Consider the following 19,624-nt stretch of genomic DNA (forward strand, 5'->3'; position numbering starts at 1 on the left):
TTGTTTTGGTGTTGATATTGGTGATTGATTTATACTAAGCTCAAAGCATACAGGTGTTTGTTGATAAAATCGATCTCTTCCGGTGCCAGTTTGATGTCTATCGCCTTTGCGTTCTGGATCGCCTGGTTCGCGTCCCTGGCGCCTACCAGCGCCACGGTAATGCCCGGCCTTTCGATGGTCCAGCGGATGACCAGCTGTGCCAGCGTTGCATTTTTACTTTCGGCAAGCGGCTTGATGAGCCCCAGGAAAGCATTGATGCGCGCGATATTGTCCGGCTGGTAGAACTTTGTAGTGGGCCGGTGATCGCCGGCTTCAAACTTATGCCCCGGTTTGATCTTGCCAGTCAGTATCCCTCTCTGCAAAGGGCTGTAAGCCAGGATGCCTTTATTATTTTCTATACAGTAAGGCACCAGTTCCTTTTCGATGCTGCGCTCCACCATACTGAAAGGCACCTGGTTGGACGCGAGTTTTATCACGGCATCCGCTTGTTTCATTTGTTCCGCGTTATAATTGCACACGCCCGCTGCAAGTATTTTCCCCTGCTCTTGGAGGCGCAGCAATGCTTCAAAGGTTTCTTCGATGGGCGTTGTTGCATCGGGCCAGTGGATCTGGTACAGGTCGATGTAATCCGTTTTCATGCGGCGGAGGCTTTCCTCGCATTCGCGGATCACGCTTTCTTTACCGGCGTATTTATAAATATCGATCGCTTTACCGCTGTTGTCCGTACTGCTGAAGCCGAATGTGCCTTTGGTGCCTTCCCAGGTCATACCGAATTTGGTCAGGAGCTGCACTTTGTCGCGCTGTATGCCTTCCAGGGCTTCGCCTACAATTTCTTCGCTGGTGCCCTGGCCGTAAATGGGCGCCGTATCAATAGAGGTGACGCCCTTGTCGATGGACGCCCTGATGGCTTCCCTGGCGTCCTTTCTTTCCGCTCCGCCCCACATCCATCCGCCAATAGCCCATGCGCCAAAGGTGATGGCCGAAACTTTTACATTGCTTTCTCCGAGTTGTCTGTATTCCATGCTTTAATTTTTCCTAAAAGTAATACCCGGAAAACTATTCCGCCCAGCTCATTACGTACTGCTGATCTTCAATGTTCAGCGCATCGCCCGTGATCTGCAAGGGGTGAAAGGTATCCACCATTACCGCCAGTTCTTTTGTTTCCTTCGCCCCCAGGCTTTTTTCCACCGCTCCCGGGTGCGGCCCATGCGGAATACCGGCCGGGTGCAGGGTGATCATACCGCGGGTTACGTGTTTACGGCTCATAAAATCCCCGTCTACGTAATACAGCACTTCGTCGCTGTCGATATTGCTGTGATTATACGGCGCGGGCACGGCCAGCGGGTGATAATCGAACATACGCGGGCAGAAAGAACACACTACGAAGTTGTGCCCTTCGAAGGTCTGGTGTACGGGCGGCGGCTGATGCACACGGCCGGTGATGGGCTCAAAATCGTGAATGGACAATGCGAAAGGATATTCGCAGCCATCCCAGCCGATCACGTCGAAGGGATGATGACCGTAGTGGAGGGGGTACATCACGCCTTTCTTTTTTACGAGTATGGTGAAGTCTCCCGCCTGGTCGATGGTTTCGAGGTTTTGCGGCTGGCGGATGTCCCGCTCGCAGAAGGGCGAGTTCTCCAGCAGCTGCCCGTAAGGGCTGAGGTATCTTTTCGGGAAACGCAGCGGGCTGAAGGATTCCACGATAAACAGGCGGTTGTCCGCATTGGAAAACTCTACCTGGTATATGGTGCCCCTGGGTATGACGATATAATCGCCATAGCCGAACTGCAATTGCCCGTATTGTGAATGCAGGATGCCGCTGCCTTCGTGTATAAAAAGTAGTTCGTCCGCATCGGCGTTCTTATAAAAATAATCTTTGGTGCTGTGTTGCGGCGCTGCCAGCGAGAGGTGGCAGTCACTGTTCACCAGCACTGGTTTGCGGCTTTTCAGGTAGTCCGGTTCCGGCTGTACGTTGAAGCCCTGGAAGCTGCGGTGTTTCAGCATTTTTTCTTCCGCCACGGCGGGCGCCACGCTGTAGGGCTCTCCCACTTTGATGATCTCCGTGGGCGGATGGCAGTGGTACAGCAGGGAATAATGGGAGGAAAAACCTTCCGTGGAGAAAAGCTGTTCCGAGTACAACTTACCGTCCGGCTTACGGAACTGTGTATGCCGTTTATGCGGAATCTGCCCTAATGTGTGATAATGAGGCATAATTGGGTTTATTAAATAAATAACAAGTATCCGGCCATTTAGATGACGTAGTCACGAATTAGCCCTGGGGCTGCCGGAAAGCGGGAAGATTATAAAGCCGAATCCATGGCGAGTGTGGCCATGAGGAAGCAGTAATTGCACTGATTTTTGTATGTAAGCGAACTGTGCATGAGGATTGTCGGGCTAAATTATGTCTTTTTCGGATACGGGGGAAATTTTTTTTATATATTGAGAAGATTATACCTATTACCTATGTGGACCTCCTTCATCAATACCTTCAACGGATTTGCCAAACTGGCCGGGCAATATTACAAAAGCTGGGCGGGATTTATATTCAGCGCAACACTCATCTTTTTCCTGTTGGGCACAGCAGCAGGGCTGCTGGTTATGAAAATATTGTTTTTCCTGCCGTTGGAGGGTTTGCAGGAAGAATACGGCATGAATTTCATCTGGATCAATTATAGCCTCCGTGTGGGCGCCCATATCATGATGATCGGCTGCGGGCTGATCGCGGCTGCTTTCAGCAGGAATGAAAAGGCGCCTTCCTCCTTCCAGGAATTCACAAACCAAACGCCGGGCGCCGCATGGGTGAGTTTCTTCAGCCTATCCGCCATTCTCACCATACCGGTGATGATAGAAATGTATTACAATATCAGGATGACGACGGTATACATGAATTCCTCCCTGGGTCTTGGCGAACAGCAAAGCGCCAGGGAACTGTATTACTGGCTGATGACCTTCATGAATATATTCAATGCCCTGGCAGTGCCGTTGTTTGCCGCCATCACTTTTATCAAAGCCGCGGGCGGCCAGCGGATCGGGCCTTATGCCCGTCAGATAAAAATACTGGCGATAATGGGATTCCTGGTACAAGTGATCGTCATCGGGCTCTATTACAATCTGAACATCCTGGTGGTGATGCCCGTAAGTAAGATAACCCGTCTCCCTTACGGCGATATTCCTCCAGGCACCATCATCGCAGTCATCACCATTGCGCTGGCCGGCGTATGGGCATGGCTGATCTGCGGTGCTTTTTATGAAGAAACCGTGGAATTTGAACTGGAAGAAAATACCAAAGCCAGCACTCACCAATAAAAACACTATTTGTCATATTATTGTAATAGACACTAACCCATAACAGTACCCCTACGGCAGCGGGCTGACTCATCCCCACAACGTATATCCGCCACGGTGAAGCATTTCACGCTGAAATGCCTGGGAAATCTTATGCCCTTTCCATATTTAGACGTTTTCTAAATTTCCAAAACCCACTTGCATTTCCCGTTTTTATTCCTAACCTTTGTAATACTAAAGTCATAAAATAATAGTGCATTTATTCAACTCACATATAATCCGTATTACTCCATCCTCCTCCGGAGTGCGCGGCACTATTATTACAACCACAACCACCACAACCCCATCGCGGGGTTAATTTTTCATATCGTCCACCGGCCAGGTAACACTGGTACACCGCAAAGCAGGGAACACCCCTTTTATATCCATTCAACATCCTTTTTACAATGCAGGTTTTAAAATTCGGCGGTACTTCCGTAGGCAGTACAAAGGCCATAGAGCAGGTTTGCAATATCGTAGCGCAATACAAACGTAAAGGCAACATGGCCATTGTCGTAAGCGCCATGAGCGGCATCACGGACAAACTGATCCAGTGCGGCCAGCTGGCCGGGCAATGCCAGGAACAATACAAATCCGTATTGCAGGAAATAGAGATCAAACACCTGGACACCATCCGCGCGTTATTCCCCATTACCGTACAAAGCAGTCTCCTCAGCGAAGTAAAAAAACAGCTCAACCAGCTGGAAGCCCTCTGCGACGGCATCTTCCAGGTAGGCGAGCTTAGCCGCCGCTGCCAGGACAAGATCATGAGCTTCGGAGAACTCCTCTCCTCCTGGATGGTAGCCGAAAAACTCAAACAGATGGGGCTGAACGCAGCCTGGAAAGACAGCCGCGACCTCATCGCCACGGACGCACAGTTTGGGCATGCACTGGTAGACTTTGACACCACAGACCACCAGGTCACCGCCTTTTTCCAGCACCAGCCGGCCAGCTTCGTCGTACTTCCCGGCTTTATCGCTTCCAACAGCGACAAAGACACCACCACCCTCGGCCGTGGAGGCTCCGACTATACCGCCGCCATCATCGCCGCGGCCATGGACGCCAGCGTGCTCGAAATATGGACGGACGTGAGCGGCATGATGACCGCGGACCCGCGCCTCGTGCCACAGGCCATCGCCATCCCGCGTATCTCTTACGAAGAAGCCATGGAACTGTCCCACTTCGGCGCCAAAGTGATCTATCCACCCACCATACAACCCGTTATGAACCGCCGCATCCCCATCTGGATCAAAAACACCTTTGCCCCGGACGATTACGGCACACTGATTCAGGACAACGGCGAAAAACCTTTCCCGGTGACCGGCATTTCCGGCATCCAGAAAATAGCCCTGCTCACGCTCGAAGGCAGTGGCATGGTAGGGATCCCCGGCTTCTCCAAACGCCTCTTCGACGCCCTGCTGCGCGAAAAAGTGAACGTGATACTCATTACTCAAAGTTCCTCGGAACACTCCATTACCGTAGGCATCCTCGAAAACGATATGCTCAGCGCCAAAGCGGCGGTAGACAGCGAGTTCGTACAAGAGATCCACGACAAACGTATTGAACCCCTGATCGTTGAAAAAGACCTCTGCATCGTGGCCGTAGTAGGCGACAATATGAAAAACCATCATGGCATGAGCGGCAAACTATTCGGCGCGTTGGGCCGCAACGCCATCAATGTAAGGGCTATCGCGCAGGGCTCTACGGAGAAAAACATCTCCGCGGTGATCAACAAAGCGGACGTCAAAAAAGCGCTGAACGTGATACACGAAGCCTTTTTTGAATCGGAGACCAAACAGGTGAACGTGTTTGTGGCCGGCACCGGTAACGTGGGCGGCAAACTGCTGGAGCAGCTGCAATTGCAACAGGAATACCTGCTGCGGGAGCTGGGCCTGCAGGTGCGCATCATCGCGCTGGGCAACAGCCGCAAGATGCGTTTCTCCGAAAGCGGCATCACCCTCAGTACCTGGAAAGAAGAGCTGGAAGCAGGCCATGAAATGGACCAGGAGCTGTTTGCCAGACATATCCTGGACATGAACCTGCGCAACAGCGTGTTTGTGGACAACACCGCCAGCGATGCCGTTGCAGGCATGTACAGTAATTTCCTGCAACATGGCATTTCGGTGGTCACCTGTAACAAGATCGCGTGTTCTTCCCAATATGCGGAGTACAAAAAACTGAAAGACCTGGCACGGAAATTCAACGCCTCTTTCCTTTTCGAAACCAATGTAGGTGCGGGCTTGCCTGTCATCAATACCCTGAACGACCTGGTGCGCAGCGGCGATAAAGTACAGACCATCGAAGCGGTGCTGAGCGGCAGCCTCAATTTTGTGTTCAACAATTTCGTGAACGGGGCCAACTTCCGGCAGGTCGTAAAAGCCGCGCAGGATGAAGGATATACCGAGCCGGACCCGAGGATAGACCTGAGCGGGAAAGACGTGATGCGCAAGATCCTGATACTGGCCCGGGAGAGTGGTGCCGTGCTGGAAATGGAAGATATAGACAACCTTTCTTTCCTGCCCTCCGAATGCCTGAACGCCAAAGACGTACCTGCCTTTTACGAGCAGCTGGACGTACACGCCGCGCATTTCCAGGCTTTGCTGAAAGCCTCCGCGGACAAAGGAGAACGCCTGAAGTTCGTAGCCCGCTACCACAACGGTAGAGCATCCGTGGGATTGCAGTCCGTGAGCCCGCAGCACCCGTTTTACCAGCTGGAAGGCAAAGACAACATCGTACTGTTCACCACCAGCCGTTATTCCGCCCAGCCGCTGATCGTAAAAGGCGCGGGCGCCGGTGCGGACGTTACCGCCTCCGGCATATTTGCAGACATCATCAGAACCGTACGATAATGAAAGATATGAGCCAAACAAACAAAAGATCCGTAAAGGTATTTTCCCCTGCTACCGTAGCCAACGTAGCCTGCGGTTTTGATGTAATAGGTCTCGCGCTGGAAGGCACCGGCGACGAAATGGAACTGCACCTGAGTGATAAACCGGGCGTGCGCATCACCTCCATCGAAGGGGCGGACCTGCCGCTGGAAGCATCGCAGAACGTGGCCGGCGTGGCCCTGATGGCGCTCCTCCAGGAATATGGCAAACCGGAGATCGGCATCGAAATGTCCATCAAAAAGAACATCCATCCCGGCAGCGGCATCGGCTCCAGCGCGGCCAGCGCGGCGGGCGCCGTGGCAGGCGGCAATATGCTGCTGGACAACTATTTCTCCCCGGACGCGCTCATCCGTTTTGCCATGGAAGGGGAAAGACTGGCCTGTGGCACACCCCATGCGGACAACGTGGCGCCGGCCATCCTCGGCGGCTTCACGCTCGTGCGCAGTTATCAGCCGCTGGACGTGATCAAGCTCCACACACCGCAGGACCTCTGGGTGACCGTGATCCACCCGCAGATAGAAGTAAAAACGTCAGACGCCAGGGGCATCCTGAAACAGCAGGTACTGCTCAAGGACGCTATCCGTCAATGGGGCAACGTAGGTGCGCTGGTAGCGGGCCTTTACACGGAAGACTACGGCCTCATCAGCCGCGCGCTGGAAGATGTGATCGTGGAGCCCATCCGCTCCATCCTCATCCCCGCCTTCCACGACCTGAAAATACGCTGCAAGGAAGCAGGCGCCCTCGGCGGAGGCATCTCCGGCAGCGGCCCCTCCGTGTTCATGCTGAGCAAGGGCGAAGACAATGCCCGCGCTGTGGCCGCCATGATGGAAAACATATATGCGCCGCTGGGCGTGGATTACAAAATTTACGTATCCCGCATCGGCAACTCCGGCGTAAAAGCCATAAACATTTAACCCATGCAATACTATAGCTTACAGAACCACCAGCACCGCGCCTCTTTCAGGGAAGCCGTGATCCAGGGCCTGGCGCCGGACAAGGGGCTGTATTTCCCTTCGGAGATCCCCAGGCTGAACAAGGACTTTATCGAACGGCTGGACGAATACGATCCTCAGTATATCGCCCGCAAGGTGATACTGCCTTTCGTGGGCAACGACATTCCCGTGCAATACCTCACCCAGATCATCCGCGAAACGCTCACCTTCCCTTTCCCGCTGCGCGAAGTGGAAGAAAACGTGTATGCACTGGAGTTATTCCATGGCCCCACCCTCGCGTTCAAAGACGTGGGCGCCAAATTTATGGCCGGCTGCCTGGGTTATTTCAGGCGCGCCGCGGAACAGCCGGTGACCGTACTGGTAGCCACTTCCGGCGATACCGGCGGAGCAGTGGCGCATGGGTTTTATGACGTGCCGGGCGTGGAAGTGGTGATCCTCTACCCTTCCGGCAAAGTGAGCGAATTGCAGGAAAAACAGCTCACCACCCTGGGCCGGAACATACGCGCACTGGAGATCAAAGGCACCTTCGACGATTGCCAGCGGATGGTCAAAACCGCCTTCCTCGACGGCGAGTTGCAGGCGCACCGCCCGCTCACCTCCGCGAACTCCATCAACGTAGCCCGCTGGCTGCCGCAGATGTTCTATTATTTTATGGCCTACCGGAAGATAAAACAGTGGCACAGGGAAACCGTCATATCCGTGCCCAGCGGCAACTTCGGCAATATCTGCTCCGGCCTGATGGCCGCCGCCATGGGCCTGCCCATACAACACTTCGTCGCCTCCACCAATGTGAACGATACCGTGCCGCGTTTCCTTGCCAACGGAAAATATGAGCCGCACAACGCTATCGCCACGCTCTCCAATGCCATGGACGTGGCGGACCCGAGCAACTTTGTGCGTATCCTTCAATTGTTCGCTCAAAACGAAAGGGCGCTAAAAGCCACCCTTTCCGGCTACCGCTTCACGGACGAAGAAACCGTGGCCGCCATGAAAAAAGTGCACAGCGAACACCAGTACCTGATGGACCCGCACGGCGCGGTGGGTTACCTTGGCTTGAAAAAATATATGGAAAAACACCCGGGCGTTACCGGCATCTTCCTTGAAACCGCCCACCCGGTGAAGTTCGCCAACGTGATGCCGGCGGGATTGCAGGAAGCTATCGCCGTGCCTGAGCGCGTGCAGCAGATGAATGGCCACCGCAAGGAATCCGTACTCATGAACGCCGATTATGCGGATATGAAGGCCTGGCTGATGCAATAAAAATTCCCTATGTTTGGGACTATGAAACTTTTTTATGTGTTATGCATACCGGTGTTTTTTGCAGCCTGCCAGCAAAGCGGCAACGAGCAGAAAACACCGGTTGTAACAGATTCCCTCAGCGTAGCGATAGACAATATGCGCAAAGACCTTGCGATCAAACCTTCAGACGCTGCCACCCGCATCTTTTTGGCCAACGCACTTATTGAACAGGGGAATTACGCCGCCGCGGACAGCCAGGCAGCCTTCCTCGAAAAATACCCTGCCACCCTTCCCAATGCCTTTTATATCTACGGCCTCTCGTCCCTGAACCGGAAGGACACCGCCACCGCTATCACGCACCTTACCAAAGCCATTGGCCTCCGGAAAGACAGCAGCGAATACGAAGCCGTCATGCTCACCGGTGACCTCCTGCTGGATAAAAAAGAATATAACAAGGCCCTGGAACTGTACACCCTCGCCTCCCGGATAGATTCCACCTCCGCGGAAGCCAGTTACGCCGCTGCTGAGGTATACAACCTCCAGGGAAAGGAAACACAGGCCAGGCAACAATACGTACAGACGCTTGCACTCGATCCAGCCTACAGCCCGGCTTACATCGGCCTGGGGAATTTATTGTCGAAGTATGGCAAATGGAAAGAGGCATTGCCGCATTACAATATGGCGGCCAAAGCGGATCCCACCAATGCCGATGCATTTTACCTTCGCGGCCGCGCATTGCTTACGCTGGGCAATCAGCCCGCGGGCATAGACGATCTCACCAAGGCCCTTTCTTTCAGGAAAAACTTCCCGGAAGCCCGCCAGCTCCTCGATTCCGTTAAAAATCAGTAGGTTTGTAATCTTTAAAATCATCCCGCTTGGAAAAGAAAACACCGCTTATCGCCCCCTCTTTACTCGCCGCCAATTTCCTGGAAATAGGAAAAGATGTGAACATGATCAATAACAGCGAGGCGGACTGGCTTCACCTGGATGTGATGGACGGGCGTTTTGTACCCAATATCAGTTTCGGGCTGCCGGTGATCGCCGCCGTTACCAAAATAAGCACGAAGGTGAACGATGTGCATTTAATGATCGAAGAGCCGGAGAAATATGCTGAAGCCTTTGCCAAAGCGGGCGCCAATATCCTTACCGTACATATCGAAGCCTGCCGCCACCTGCACCGGAATATCCAGCAGATCAAAGGCCTGGGCATGAAGGCGGGCGTAGCCCTCAACCCCCATACCTCCGTGAGCCAGCTGGAAAATATCATCGCGGACCTGGACCTGGTGCTGGTCATGAGCGTGAACCCCGGTTTTGGCGGGCAGCATTTTATAGAAAAGACATACGAAAAGATCAGGCAGGTAAAGGCCCTGATCAATCAGTCAGGCTCAAAGGCGCTGATTGAAGTGGATGGCGGCGTAACGCTAGACAACAGCAAGGCCGTCATCGCAGCCGGCGCCGATGTGCTGGTCGCGGGCAATACCGTGTTCTCCGCAAAAGACCCCGTGGAAATGATCCGCGCTTTAAAACACAATTCCTGAAGTAACGATGAGATCAATACATCGCGGCAGCCGGTGAAGTACCCGGCCGGCAAAGACATGCCTTTCATGAACCGCTAACGCGCCAGGCTGAGGATAATGTCGTTCGTAAGCGGCTTGGTAAGATAACCCTCCACAAAGTCGAACATACCCACCCGCTGGCGGTCCCTTTCATCGATAGAAGAGGTAAGCACATAGACCTTCACAGGTTTGGGAAGCGTGCCGCGCACGGCGGAGAAGGCTTCCAGGAATTCCCATCCATCCATCACGGGCATGTTCAGGTCCAGTAGAATAATGTCCGGCAATGAAGCGGGCTCGGCGATGTGGAGCCGGATGTGATCCAGCACGTCCTGGGCATCGGAGAATTTTTTGACGTCGTTGGTAACCCTTAAACGGTCCAGCATGATCTCGGTGATCTGCTGGTGAATGGGGTCATCGTCTACTATAAAGATCGATCGTAGCGGCTTCATAGATTACTATTCGGGGCTGAAGGTAATGATAAATTTGGTTCCTGCGCCAGGCTGGCTCTCAGCATGAATGCTTCCGCCCATGGCTTCTATCTGGCTTTTTGTAATAAATAGTCCTATTCCCTTGGCATCCTTGTTCTTATGAAACGTTTTCCTGAACCCGAAAAGTTTCGCCCCATACCGCTCCATATCGATCCCCATGCCGTTATCTTCCGCCGTAAGCATCACCCCGCCGTCCACCATCCGGCTTTGCAGCTTCAGGCTGGGTTTCCTGTCCGTAGCCCGGTATTTAATGGCATTGGTAAGGAGGTTCTGTAAAATGCTGTCCAGGTAAATGCGCGGATATTCAATGTACGGGGCTTCGCTGAAGTCTGTTATCAGTTCAATCCCACTTGTTTCGATATCCACGAATAATATATCCCTCACCTTCTGCAGCCTTTCGGAAAATACGAGGCGCTCGCGCTCCACGTTCAGGTCTTTCCTGATCTGCACCACTTCTATGAGGTCGTTCAGCGTTTCGTCTATATTTTTGATCACTTCCTGGAACATGCCGCGGTACAGCTCTTTTTCCTGTTCGCCGTCCGTATCGTTCATGATCTGCATCAGCGCCTTGAGGTTCGCAATGGGCGCGCGCAGGTTGTGCGAGGTGATGTGCGCGAAATCCTCCAATTGTTTGTTCTGGTTCACCAGGTATTTATTGAGCGAGGAAAGTTGTTCATTTGCCTTCCGCAGTTCCCGCTGCATCTTTTTGCTGTCCGTGATGTTCCGGGTGAAAATGGAGATGTTCCCGTCCTGCATGGGCGCCAGCAGGAATTCGTACCATTTGTCCGTAGCGGGCAGGTAATTGGAGAAAGATACGGGGGCCTGCAACATCATACACTGCTGCACCCGGGCGTGGAAGGTGGAGCCCACCAGCGTGGGGAACACTTCAAAGATATTCCGCCCTATCACCTTGCCATGATCCACGATCTCCTGCGCCTTGCGGTTGATAAAATTCACCTTCCCGTCTTTATCCATAACGGCATAGCCCATGTCTATCGTGTCAAAGAAAAGCCGCATCAGCTCGGCGTTCCGCGTCAGCTGGTTGCGTATTTTATATTGCTCCGTCACATCCTGTATCACGCCATAGATGCGCACCATACGCCCGTTGCGGTATTCGGGTTTGCCAATGATGCGGCATTGCAGCACGTTGTTCCTGGCGGTGTTCACGGTGATCTGCAGGTCGAAGGCCTTGCCCCGCTGCATACACGCGGTCACGGCCAGCTCCACGCGGTTGCGCGATTCTTCCGTAAAAAAGGACAGCGACTTTTCGTAGGTCATATGCGTAAAAGGCGGCAGCTCGTGGATCTTGTAGGTCTGGGCGCCCCAGCGCATCTGCCGGGTGGTCATATCCACCTCCCAGCCGCCTATTTTGCCAATCTCGCCGGTCTGGAGCAGGAATTCGTGGGTCTTGACGTTCTCCAGTTCCTGGCGTTTTTTTTCCGTGATATCGTTCACCAGCGCCACCACGATCTGGTCTTTGTCCACGGGGTCTTCCACGGGGAACATGGTGAGGTCCAGGAACACTTCCCGGTCCGTTTTGCCGCCATTGTTGTGCACCTGGAATTCCAGTTTTTTTTCCAGCCGGATCATTTTGCCTTTTTGCAATACCTGCATAAACAGCTGGTCCAGCTCAAAGAGCCGGGCAAAGGGGTCTTGTATCAGGTTGCTGTCCGGCTGCTCTTCCAGCCCGGTGCTGGCGAAAAAGCGGCGCTGCGTCTGGTTCACCCGGCGGATGAATCCGAAGTTATCAAACTGGATGTACCCCACGGGTAGGTGTTCCACGATGGTATAGAGCAGCCGCTCGCTTTTTTCGAGGCTGAGCACGGCCAGTTTTTTTTCGGTGATCTCGCTGAGAATGATGAACAGGTAAGCGATCTCCCCTTGCAGGTCCAGCACGGGGAAGCCCGTCACGTCATAATACAGCGGCTGGATGCGGGTCACATTTTCGTCGTGTATTTCGGAATACCGCAGCAGCATTTCTTTTTTAACGGGGCCTTTGCGCTGTTTTACTTCGTCCAGCAGGGCGGTGAGGCCGGTGCGGCGGTTAAAACCGTCTTCAAATACATTGTATGGCCCGTTATTGGCGGGGTGGTCCTCGCCAAGGATATGGCGCTGGGCGGTGTTCATATTCCGGTGCCAGCCGTCCGGTGTAAACTCCTGGAGGCCCACGGGAAGGTTTTCGAGTACGCTGCGGAAAAACCGTTCGTTCCGGCGGGCTTCCGTTTCCTGCTGCACGTTGCGGATGATCATCATCACGTGCACGGTATCGTCGCCATTGTAGAGGGGGCTGTAACTGATCTTATAATGAAGGGGGGGATCGCCGAAGGGCACAACAAGGGTGAAGCGTTCGCCGCTGAGGGCGCGCTGCCAGTGTTCAAGTGCCTCGCCTCTTACATGTGGTGCCGCGTCACAAAGGCGTAAAAGGCTGTCTCCTGCTTTGAATGTTATAGCCAGGTATCTTTTATTTTCCTCCACAAAGGCGCTGTTCAGGGTTACCAGCCGCAATTGTGCGTCAAACACCGCTACGGGGTCCGGCAGCGCCTCCACCACCTGGCTCAGCAGGGCAATGTTCATGGAATTATTCAATTTGGCATAGGCGGTTGGGATGGGTCAAATATAGGGGTTATATTATACAAATTCATGCTATTATTATGTGATAAAGGCAGTTATGCGTGTTTTCAAAAAATTCACATGGGGGTAAGTGTGGTGGGCTCCTTACTTTTAAATATCTTTGAGCAGGAAACAATAGTTCCTATTTTACGTTAAACTATAGCAGATTAATTATCAAACAACAGGATGAAAGTTTTAATTCTCATGGGCTCCGAGAGCGATAAACCTGTGATGCAGGAATCGCAGAATTACCTCCAGTATTTTGGCATTGAAAGTGAAATGATCGTGGCATCAGCCCACCGGAATCCGGACAAGGTGCGCGAACTGGTTATCAATGCCCAACCTCAGGGTTATGGTGTGATTATTGCAGCGGCTGGTATGGCGGCTGCGTTACCGGGTGTGGTTTCAGCTTACACTTCCCTCCCGGTGCTGGGCGTTCCTTTAGAAGGGGGCTTGCCTGGCGGTGTGGACGCCCTGTATTCCATTGTACAGATGCCCGCGGGGCTGCCGGTAGGCACCCTGGCAGTAGGCAAGGCTGGTGCAAAGAATGCGGCGGTGCTGGCGGCAAGGATCATTGCCCTGAGCAACAAAAAAATTGCAGAACGCGTAGAAGCGTTCAAACAGAACGGATACCGGGTCTAGCACTTTATTTTCAGGATGCGCGGGCCCCCTGGCTCACGCATCCTGACTTTCCAGTTCAGATCCGAAATGCAGACATCTAAAATGAACCGCACTTGACAGAATCGATCATTAACCTGGACAACGTAAATCCCATTGAATTTTTCGGGGTGAACAACGGAAAGCTGGACTTATTAAAAAAGAAGTTCCCTTTATTGAAGATCCTTAGCCGCGGCACACAGCTGAAGCTCTCCGGAGCGCCGGAAGAAGTGGCCACCGCCAAAGAAAAGATCGGGCAGATCGTGAGTTATCTCGAGCGCAACGGGCACCTGAGCGAAAATTATTTCGAGCAGATACTGGGCGAAGAGGAAGGCACGGGCATCGATCACTTTAAGGACCGCAACCCGAACGAAGTGCTGGTATTTGGCCCGAACGGCCGCACCATCCGCGCCAAAACCGCCAACCAGAAAAAAATGGTGGCGCTGGCGGACAAAAACGACATCGTTTTTGCCATTGGCCCTGCCGGTACCGGTAAAACCTACACTGCTGTAGCCCTCGCCGTAAGAGCGTTGAAGAACAAGGCGGTACGCAAGATCATCCTCACCCGCCCCGCTGTGGAAGCAGGGGAAAGCCTGGGATTCCTGCCCGGGGACCTCAAGGAAAAGATCGATCCCTACCTGCGCCCCCTGTACGACGCACTGGATGACATGATCCCGCCGGATAAGCTCAGTTATTTTATGACCAACAGGATCATCGAGATCGCACCCCTCGCCTACATGCGAGGCCGTACGCTGGACAATGCCTTTATCCTCCTGGACGAAGCGCAGAACTCCACGGACCTGCAGATGAAAATGTTCCTCACCCGTATCGGTTCCTCCGCCAAGGCAATCATTACCGGTGACCTGACCCAGATAGACCTTCCCAAGAACCAGAAGAGCGGCCTCGGCAGAGCCACCCGCATCCTCCGGAACATCGACGGTATCGGGTATCTTGAACTGGATGAGGAAGATGTGGTACGCCACCGCCTCGTAAAGGCCATCATCAAGGCTTACGATGCAGCCAGCGACGAGCCCGGCCAGGAAAGAAGGAACGACAATTAACACGGTTTTAACAGCCATTTGTTGTAAGTTGCGCAATTGAATGATTCCTGTTAATTTTGTTAATGACATTATAACTTTAACCTATCAACCACATGAGCTATTACAGGCGAATTGTTTATTTGATGTGTGTCTCGGGAATATTTTTAACTAGTTGTAAAAAAAGACCTGAACCGCAAGAGGTTGCCTTGGAATTTATGCACGCTATACAGGAATCCAATTTTGAGCGCGCGAAGGAATTTGCTACCAAAGAATCACAACAGGTTATACTGCTTTACTCCATTTTTGACGGCAAACGCAATGAAAATGAACGTGAAAAGATCAAAAATGCCAAACTGGAAGTAGTAAATCACCAGGAAAACGGAGATAAAGCGACTGTTACCATTCTCAACTCTTCCGCCAGCCAGCAGGAAACCCTCCAGCTGGTAAAGGAAAGCGGTCAATGGAAAATATCCCTGACACTTGAAAGCATCCTTCCTACCTACGTAGCCCCGGGCACCATGGATATGAACTCAATGGCCCCGCAGACAACGGATTCTTCCACAGCTCACTGATTCCCTCCAATATTTTATAGTTATTCGCGGTTTGTTCCTTAATTTTGCGCCTTTACAAACCGGCAGGTTACTGATATTCAGGCTCCCTGGGCAGCAAAACCGGCTTTCCGCCAGTTAAAACCGCCCAGTCCACCGCCCGGATATCAGTATTCCTGTTTTATGGCCCCGGCCACACCGGTATGCATTTGTAGACGTGAAACACATCCTAATTTTTTAAAAGAATCATTGAATGACGACAACGAATCCATGGCACAGCGTAAGCCCAGGTGATAACGTGCCCCACTCGGTAACAGGCATTATTGAAATTCCAAAAGGCTCCCGCGCCAAATACGAACTGGATAAAGAAAGCGGCCTGCTGAAACTGGACCGCGTGCTGTACTCTTCCGTGTATTATCCGGCCAACTACGGCTTCATCCCTAAAACATACTGCGACGATAATGACCCGCTGGACATCCTCATCCTTTCCCAGATAGACTGCGTGCCCCTGTGCATCGTGGAAGCAAAGGTGATAGGCGTAATGCAGATGATAGACGGCGGCGAGGCGGACGATAAGATCATCGCCGTGGCCGCGCACGACATGAGCGTGAACCACATCAACGACATCAGCGAGCTGCCCCCGCACCTGCTGGAAGAGATCCGTCACTTCTTCGAAGAATACAAAAAACTGGAGAACAAAACCGTGAAAGTGGAAGAATTCCAGAACAAAGCGAAGGCGGAACAGATCATCAACGACGCGTTTGACCTGTACGATAAAACTTTCGGACAACAAAACTAACACGCATATGCCGTTACCCCTCATCTTCGGTTTGATCCTGCTGGGCCTCGTGGCCGGTGTTTTCTCCGGTGTGGTGGGTATAGGCGGCGGCATCATCCTGATACCCGCGCTGGTGTACTTCTTTGGCCTGAGCCAGCATGAAGCGCAAGGCACTTCCCTGGGCATGCTGATGCTGCCCGTGGGTTTCCTGGCGGTGATCCAGTATTACAAACAGGGGTTCGTGGATTACAAACTGGTCCTGTTCATTGCCATCGGCTTTGTACTGGGCGGTTTTATCGGCGGAAGACTGGCGGTAACGCTGCCCGAAACACTGGTAAAAAGAGTGTTCGCGCTCTTTATGATCGCGGTGGCGGTGAAGATGTTGTTTTTTGACAAGTCCTGAATGACTAATTTTACATTTTGAATATCCGGATGACCGGGAAGCAGGTAATGTTTCCCGGTCATTTTTTTACCGGCCGGTCCGGAGTGGGTGTAAGCCTTATCAGGACAAGACCGAAACATTATAACGGTACCTGAAGCATATCAAAAGCATAGCAAGAGCATATCAAAAGCGTATCAAAAGCATACTTACCCCCACCCGCTGCCATTTTGATCGTCCTTTTAGGCAAAAATGGCAGCCTTCCCTTGACCTACACCTTTGAAAAGTCCACTTTTGTAAGCCACCAGGCTTTGCCTCAGAACATCCTTTTGATCAGCCTGAGCTTGTGCGTCCTCACGCCCGTATCCGCATTCACGATCCCGAGATGATCGATAGGATCGATGCGTACCTTGCCGGAAGCGTGGATGATCTCCTGTTCGTTCAGCATCAGCCCTACATGGGTTATTTTCCCCGCTTCATTGTCAAAAAAAGCGAGGTCGCCGGGCTTTGCTTCCTGGATGAGGGATACCGTTTCACCTTGTGTAGCCTGCTGATAAGCGTCCCTCAGGAGTGGAATACCGAGGATTTTATACACGGTTTGTGTAAACCCGGAACAATCGACGCCAAAAACCGTCTTTCCGCCCCATAAATAGGCTGTATTCAGGAAAGTATGGGCAATGGGGCGCCAGGCCAGATGAGGAGATTTAACGTCCTTAAACGGCTCAATTCCTGATTCGGCGGTCACTTTCACATTTCCCCAATCGGAACTGCCGAGTTTGAGTAAACTGCCGTACGGAATATACACCGGCTGGCCGTTCAGTCCCAGGCGGGCCGCCCATTGCGTGGCTACATGGGTATATGGCGCGTTGTATAATTCAGCTGTAATCGTTTCGAGGTGGGAATAAGTAATCCAGCCTTCATACCCGTCGTACTGCAAACGCACTTTAATCCACCCATCCGAATTAACTGATTCTGTTTCAACACATTCTCCAAAAATTGCCTGGGAGATCATTTCACTTTTGTGAGAAGGCTCGGCGCGCAGCGGCATCACCGGCACGATAGTAATGGCGAGTGGCATGTTAATTGTTTAAAATATGTGGGCTGGGTGAACTTTTAACCCGGTTTTGCGTAAATATAGTAATAAGCATATGCACCTCCAGTTAAATAACCTAAACGACAAGGAATTGCTGCTCCGCATGCGGAAGCTACAGGACCGCGAAGCCGCCGGCGTTCTGCTGGACCGGTACAGCCATCTGCTGGTAGCGGTTTGTATGCCGAAGCTTTCTAAAGAGAAACCAGCTGAAACAGTATTTCCCGCAATAACCCGTCAATTGTTTACCCAACTCTCCTCTTCGTTTGGTAAGATAAACGAAACCGTATATGCAATAGTTCAAAGTTATTTCGTGAAGGGCAACAAACCAACTGCCCAATATATACCTCCGCCATCACAAGCCATACAGCGACTGGAATTACAGGTAGAACAGGCCGGCAACAACCCGATCGCCAAAGCAACGCTTACCGCCCGCATAGAGCAGGCGCTGAGCCAGCTGAGCAAAGAAGAAGCAGAACTTTTAACAGGCTTTTATCTCGAACACCAGACGCTGCAGGATCTTGCACAACGCCGGCATATTACGGCGGACAAAGTAAGGAACTCCCTGAAAGGCATCAGGAAGAAAATAGCAACACAACTGAAGGACGTGGCTTATGAATAATCACTCTCCAAGGCAAGAAAGGGTCCTCAAGATCTTTACCCCTGTACGCTGCATCAACAGGGATCAACTGCTCCGGTATCACCGCGGCAACATGACACCCGTGGAAAAACACCTGGTGGAACAACATATTGTTGACTGCGATCTCTGTCATGACGCACTCCACGCCATGAGCAATCATCACCTGCATGAACAATACAGTCACCTCACCCAGGAGCTCAGCCAGTTCATCCACCGCGAGTTCACCCCGCCGCCGCAACCCGCCAAAAAACAATTGCAACGGCAGGTGAAGCAGCATAAAACGACGGAAAGCCTGCTCTCCTATTTCTGGGCTATTATGTTCGTAGCCATCGGCGGCGGCAGCATTTTCCTATTGCAGCAGCACCTGAAGAACAGGCCCGCGCTCGCCACCCTGCCTTCCCGCACAACGGACGCACTGATCATACCGGCAGCCGCAAAAGAGCCCACAGCCACCATAGACCCGAACTACCAGTCCGTATCCTCCGGCACCGGCAAACCATCGGTCATTCATACCCAATACAACGCCAGCGCCCGGGACTCCATCAATAAAACAAACACCGCATCCGTTACCGCGGGCATCACGCCTCCGGCCGCACTGGCAAAAAAGGATACCACATCCCTTAAAAAGAAACCGCTGAAAGACAGCGCGGCCAAACTCCCCGCCACGGATACAAACACCCGCATGGCACTGAACGCACCGCCACCTAAAGACGATCCTAAAAAACAGGAACTGAAAGATCCGAAAGACCAGAAGTTTGAAGCGCAGGACGGTGAAAACGTACCGGCAAAAGAACCGGAAAAGACCAGCGGCGGCACAGCAAACAATACAAACACACCCACCAATAAATCCAAAACCGAAGAGCCCAAATCTCCCGCCTCGGGAGACGAATCCCTCTTCCGCGCCGCCATGCAATACCAACAGCAGGGCGATCTGAACGAGGCCGCCAACCAGTTCAAAAAACTCTCCGGCAACGATAAATATTCCGAAAGGGCCAAATATCAGTTGGCCATGATCTACAAAACCAAAGGCCAGAACGGCAAAGCCAGGAGGCTTTTTAAAGAGATCATCAAAATGGAAGGCAACATGAAATCCATGGCCCAAGCCGAACTCAACACCATCAACTGAATTTTTAACCCTGAATTTTTTTATAAAAAGAACTGGGCGGTTGTCTTTCAGGGCAGCGGGCACAGCTTTTTATAAAAAAATTCAGGGTTAAAAATTTTCCCAAACAAACCTGGTATTTCACAGACTGGATACGGATTTGTTTCTTTATGCTGCTACCGGGACCGGATATATTATTTTGCGGATTGTGCAATTTGGAAGGGTATTTTTATCCTTTATCTTCTGTTCCATTCTCTACTCTATTCTCTACTCTATTCTCTACTCCATCCTCTACTCCATCCCTTACTACTCCCCGGCTCACATGTAAA

General features: G+C 52.2%; 18 protein-coding genes. 13 read left to right on the plus strand and 5 right to left on the minus strand.

Annotated features, from left to right (window positions below):
* Positions 1 to 29 precede the first annotated feature (29 nt).
* On the minus strand, positions 30 to 1,022 hold the full coding sequence (locus EG028_RS02760) for an aldo/keto reductase (RefSeq protein ID WP_120514512.1): 993 nt from the start codon (positions 1,020 to 1,022) through the stop codon (positions 30 to 32).
* 34 nt (positions 1,023 to 1,056) lie between these two features.
* Positions 1,057 to 2,214, minus strand: coding sequence for a homogentisate 1,2-dioxygenase (locus EG028_RS02765; RefSeq protein WP_120514513.1), 1,158 nt, complete (start codon positions 2,212 to 2,214; stop codon positions 1,057 to 1,059).
* Positions 2,215 to 2,466: 252 nt separating this feature from the next.
* Here EG028_RS02765 and EG028_RS02770 point away from each other — a divergent pair, with 252 nt between their 5' ends.
* The 6 genes from EG028_RS02770 to rpe all read left to right on the plus strand — a co-directional run bounded on the left by EG028_RS02770 (position 2,467) and on the right by rpe (position 9,945).
* Complete coding sequence (locus tag EG028_RS02770) at positions 2,467 to 3,309, plus strand: hypothetical protein (protein WP_120514514.1); 843 nt, start codon at positions 2,467 to 2,469, stop codon at positions 3,307 to 3,309.
* Between the two features lie 425 nt (positions 3,310 to 3,734).
* Positions 3,735 to 6,176, plus strand: a complete 2,442-nt coding sequence (gene thrA, locus EG028_RS02775) for a bifunctional aspartate kinase/homoserine dehydrogenase I (RefSeq protein WP_120514515.1) — start codon at positions 3,735 to 3,737, stop codon at positions 6,174 to 6,176.
* An 8-nt stretch (positions 6,177 to 6,184) separates the two neighbouring features.
* Positions 6,185 to 7,129: a homoserine kinase gene (locus tag EG028_RS02780; RefSeq protein WP_120514620.1), complete on the plus strand. Its 945-nt coding sequence runs from the start codon at positions 6,185 to 6,187 to the stop codon at positions 7,127 to 7,129.
* Positions 7,130 to 7,132: 3 nt separating this feature from the next.
* Complete coding sequence (gene thrC / locus EG028_RS02785; protein ID WP_120514516.1) at positions 7,133 to 8,428, plus strand: threonine synthase; 1,296 nt, start codon at positions 7,133 to 7,135, stop codon at positions 8,426 to 8,428.
* A 21-nt stretch (positions 8,429 to 8,449) separates the two neighbouring features.
* Entirely contained in the window at positions 8,450 to 9,256 is an 807-nt protein-coding gene (locus EG028_RS02790; RefSeq protein WP_162946219.1) for a tetratricopeptide repeat protein, read from the plus strand.
* Positions 9,257 to 9,282: 26 nt separating this feature from the next.
* A complete protein-coding gene (gene rpe, locus EG028_RS02795; RefSeq protein WP_120514518.1) occupies positions 9,283 to 9,945 on the plus strand; it encodes a ribulose-phosphate 3-epimerase in 663 nt (220 codons plus the stop codon).
* Between the two features lie 74 nt (positions 9,946 to 10,019).
* Here the strand turns inward: rpe and EG028_RS02800 are convergent, their stop codons facing one another.
* Together EG028_RS02800 and EG028_RS02805 are read right to left on the minus strand one after the other, a co-directional pair.
* Complete coding sequence (locus tag EG028_RS02800; RefSeq protein WP_120514519.1) at positions 10,020 to 10,412, minus strand: response regulator; 393 nt, start codon at positions 10,410 to 10,412, stop codon at positions 10,020 to 10,022.
* Between the two features lie 6 nt (positions 10,413 to 10,418).
* The gene (locus tag EG028_RS02805) at positions 10,419 to 13,025 is read right to left on the minus strand and encodes a PAS domain-containing protein (RefSeq protein ID WP_120514520.1); all 2,607 of its coding nucleotides are present in this window, start codon (positions 13,023 to 13,025) and stop codon (positions 10,419 to 10,421) included.
* Positions 13,026 to 13,247: 222 nt separating this feature from the next.
* On the opposite strand from EG028_RS02805, the gene purE reads away from it, so the two are divergent.
* The 5 genes from purE (at position 13,248) to EG028_RS02830 (ending at position 16,487) form a co-directional block, all read left to right on the plus strand.
* On the plus strand, positions 13,248 to 13,703 hold the full coding sequence (gene purE / locus EG028_RS02810; protein WP_120514521.1) for a 5-(carboxyamino)imidazole ribonucleotide mutase: 456 nt from the start codon (positions 13,248 to 13,250) through the stop codon (positions 13,701 to 13,703).
* 92 nt (positions 13,704 to 13,795) lie between these two features.
* Positions 13,796 to 14,779: a PhoH family protein gene (locus EG028_RS02815; RefSeq protein WP_120514522.1), complete on the plus strand. Its 984-nt coding sequence runs from the start codon at positions 13,796 to 13,798 to the stop codon at positions 14,777 to 14,779.
* A gap of 122 nt (positions 14,780 to 14,901) precedes the next feature.
* Positions 14,902 to 15,330 (plus strand): DUF4878 domain-containing protein, encoded by a 429-nt coding sequence (locus EG028_RS02820; RefSeq protein ID WP_262707097.1) that lies wholly within the window; start codon positions 14,902 to 14,904, stop codon positions 15,328 to 15,330.
* Between the two features lie 229 nt (positions 15,331 to 15,559).
* A complete protein-coding gene (locus tag EG028_RS02825) occupies positions 15,560 to 16,105 on the plus strand; it encodes an inorganic diphosphatase (protein WP_120514524.1) in 546 nt (181 codons plus the stop codon).
* A gap of 7 nt (positions 16,106 to 16,112) precedes the next feature.
* On the plus strand, positions 16,113 to 16,487 hold the full coding sequence (locus EG028_RS02830) for a sulfite exporter TauE/SafE family protein (RefSeq protein ID WP_120514525.1): 375 nt from the start codon (positions 16,113 to 16,115) through the stop codon (positions 16,485 to 16,487).
* A 292-nt stretch (positions 16,488 to 16,779) separates the two neighbouring features.
* Here EG028_RS02830 and EG028_RS02835 read toward each other — a convergent pair whose 3' ends face one another.
* On the minus strand, positions 16,780 to 17,541 hold the full coding sequence (locus EG028_RS02835) for a C40 family peptidase (protein ID WP_120514526.1): 762 nt from the start codon (positions 17,539 to 17,541) through the stop codon (positions 16,780 to 16,782).
* 70 nt (positions 17,542 to 17,611) lie between these two features.
* Between EG028_RS02835 and EG028_RS02840 the strand changes: the two genes are divergently transcribed.
* A complete protein-coding gene (locus tag EG028_RS02840; protein ID WP_120514527.1) occupies positions 17,612 to 18,175 on the plus strand; it encodes an RNA polymerase sigma factor in 564 nt (187 codons plus the stop codon).
* Positions 18,168 to 19,319 carry a tetratricopeptide repeat protein gene (locus EG028_RS02845; protein WP_123864531.1) on the plus strand — a complete coding sequence of 384 codons (1,152 nt, stop codon included), beginning with the start codon at positions 18,168 to 18,170 and terminating at the stop codon, positions 19,317 to 19,319. Before EG028_RS02840 ends, EG028_RS02845 begins: the two co-directional genes overlap by 8 nt.
* Positions 19,320 to 19,624 lie beyond the last annotated feature (305 nt).

The sequence above is a fragment of the Chitinophaga barathri genome (genome assembly GCF_003807585.1).
Classification (GTDB): Bacteria; Bacteroidota; Bacteroidia; order Chitinophagales; family Chitinophagaceae; genus Chitinophaga; species Chitinophaga barathri.

Bases quoted from the DNA above. Each gene is read 5' to 3' on its own strand.
- EG028_RS02770 (WP_120514514.1), top strand. From the start codon at position 2,467: ATGTGGACCTCCTTCATCAATACCTTCAACGGATTTGCCAAACTGGCC.
- EG028_RS02790 (WP_162946219.1), top strand. From the start codon at position 8,450: ATGAAACTTTTTTATGTGTTATGCATACCGGTGTTTTTTGCAGCCTGC.
- EG028_RS02780 (WP_120514620.1), top strand. From the start codon at position 6,185: ATGAGCCAAACAAACAAAAGATCCGTAAAGGTATTTTCCCCTGCTACC.
- EG028_RS02825 (WP_120514524.1), top strand. From the start codon at position 15,560: ATGACGACAACGAATCCATGGCACAGCGTAAGCCCAGGTGATAACGTG.
- EG028_RS02760 (WP_120514512.1), bottom strand. From the start codon at position 1,022: ATGGAATACAGACAACTCGGAGAAAGCAATGTAAAAGTTTCGGCCATC.
- EG028_RS02820 (WP_262707097.1), top strand. From the start codon at position 14,902: ATGTGTGTCTCGGGAATATTTTTAACTAGTTGTAAAAAAAGACCTGAA.
- EG028_RS02765 (WP_120514513.1), bottom strand. From the start codon at position 2,214: ATGCCTCATTATCACACATTAGGGCAGATTCCGCATAAACGGCATACA.
- EG028_RS02835 (WP_120514526.1), bottom strand. From the start codon at position 17,541: ATGCCACTCGCCATTACTATCGTGCCGGTGATGCCGCTGCGCGCCGAG.
- purE (WP_120514521.1), top strand. From the start codon at position 13,248: ATGAAAGTTTTAATTCTCATGGGCTCCGAGAGCGATAAACCTGTGATG.
- EG028_RS02800 (WP_120514519.1), bottom strand. From the start codon at position 10,412: ATGAAGCCGCTACGATCGATCTTTATAGTAGACGATGACCCCATTCAC.
- thrA (WP_120514515.1), top strand. From the start codon at position 3,735: ATGCAGGTTTTAAAATTCGGCGGTACTTCCGTAGGCAGTACAAAGGCC.
- EG028_RS02840 (WP_120514527.1), top strand. From the start codon at position 17,612: ATGCACCTCCAGTTAAATAACCTAAACGACAAGGAATTGCTGCTCCGC.
- EG028_RS02805 (WP_120514520.1), bottom strand. From the start codon at position 13,025: ATGAACATTGCCCTGCTGAGCCAGGTGGTGGAGGCGCTGCCGGACCCC.
- thrC (WP_120514516.1), top strand. From the start codon at position 7,133: ATGCAATACTATAGCTTACAGAACCACCAGCACCGCGCCTCTTTCAGG.
- EG028_RS02830 (WP_120514525.1), top strand. From the start codon at position 16,113: ATGCCGTTACCCCTCATCTTCGGTTTGATCCTGCTGGGCCTCGTGGCC.
- EG028_RS02845 (WP_123864531.1), top strand. From the start codon at position 18,168: ATGAATAATCACTCTCCAAGGCAAGAAAGGGTCCTCAAGATCTTTACC.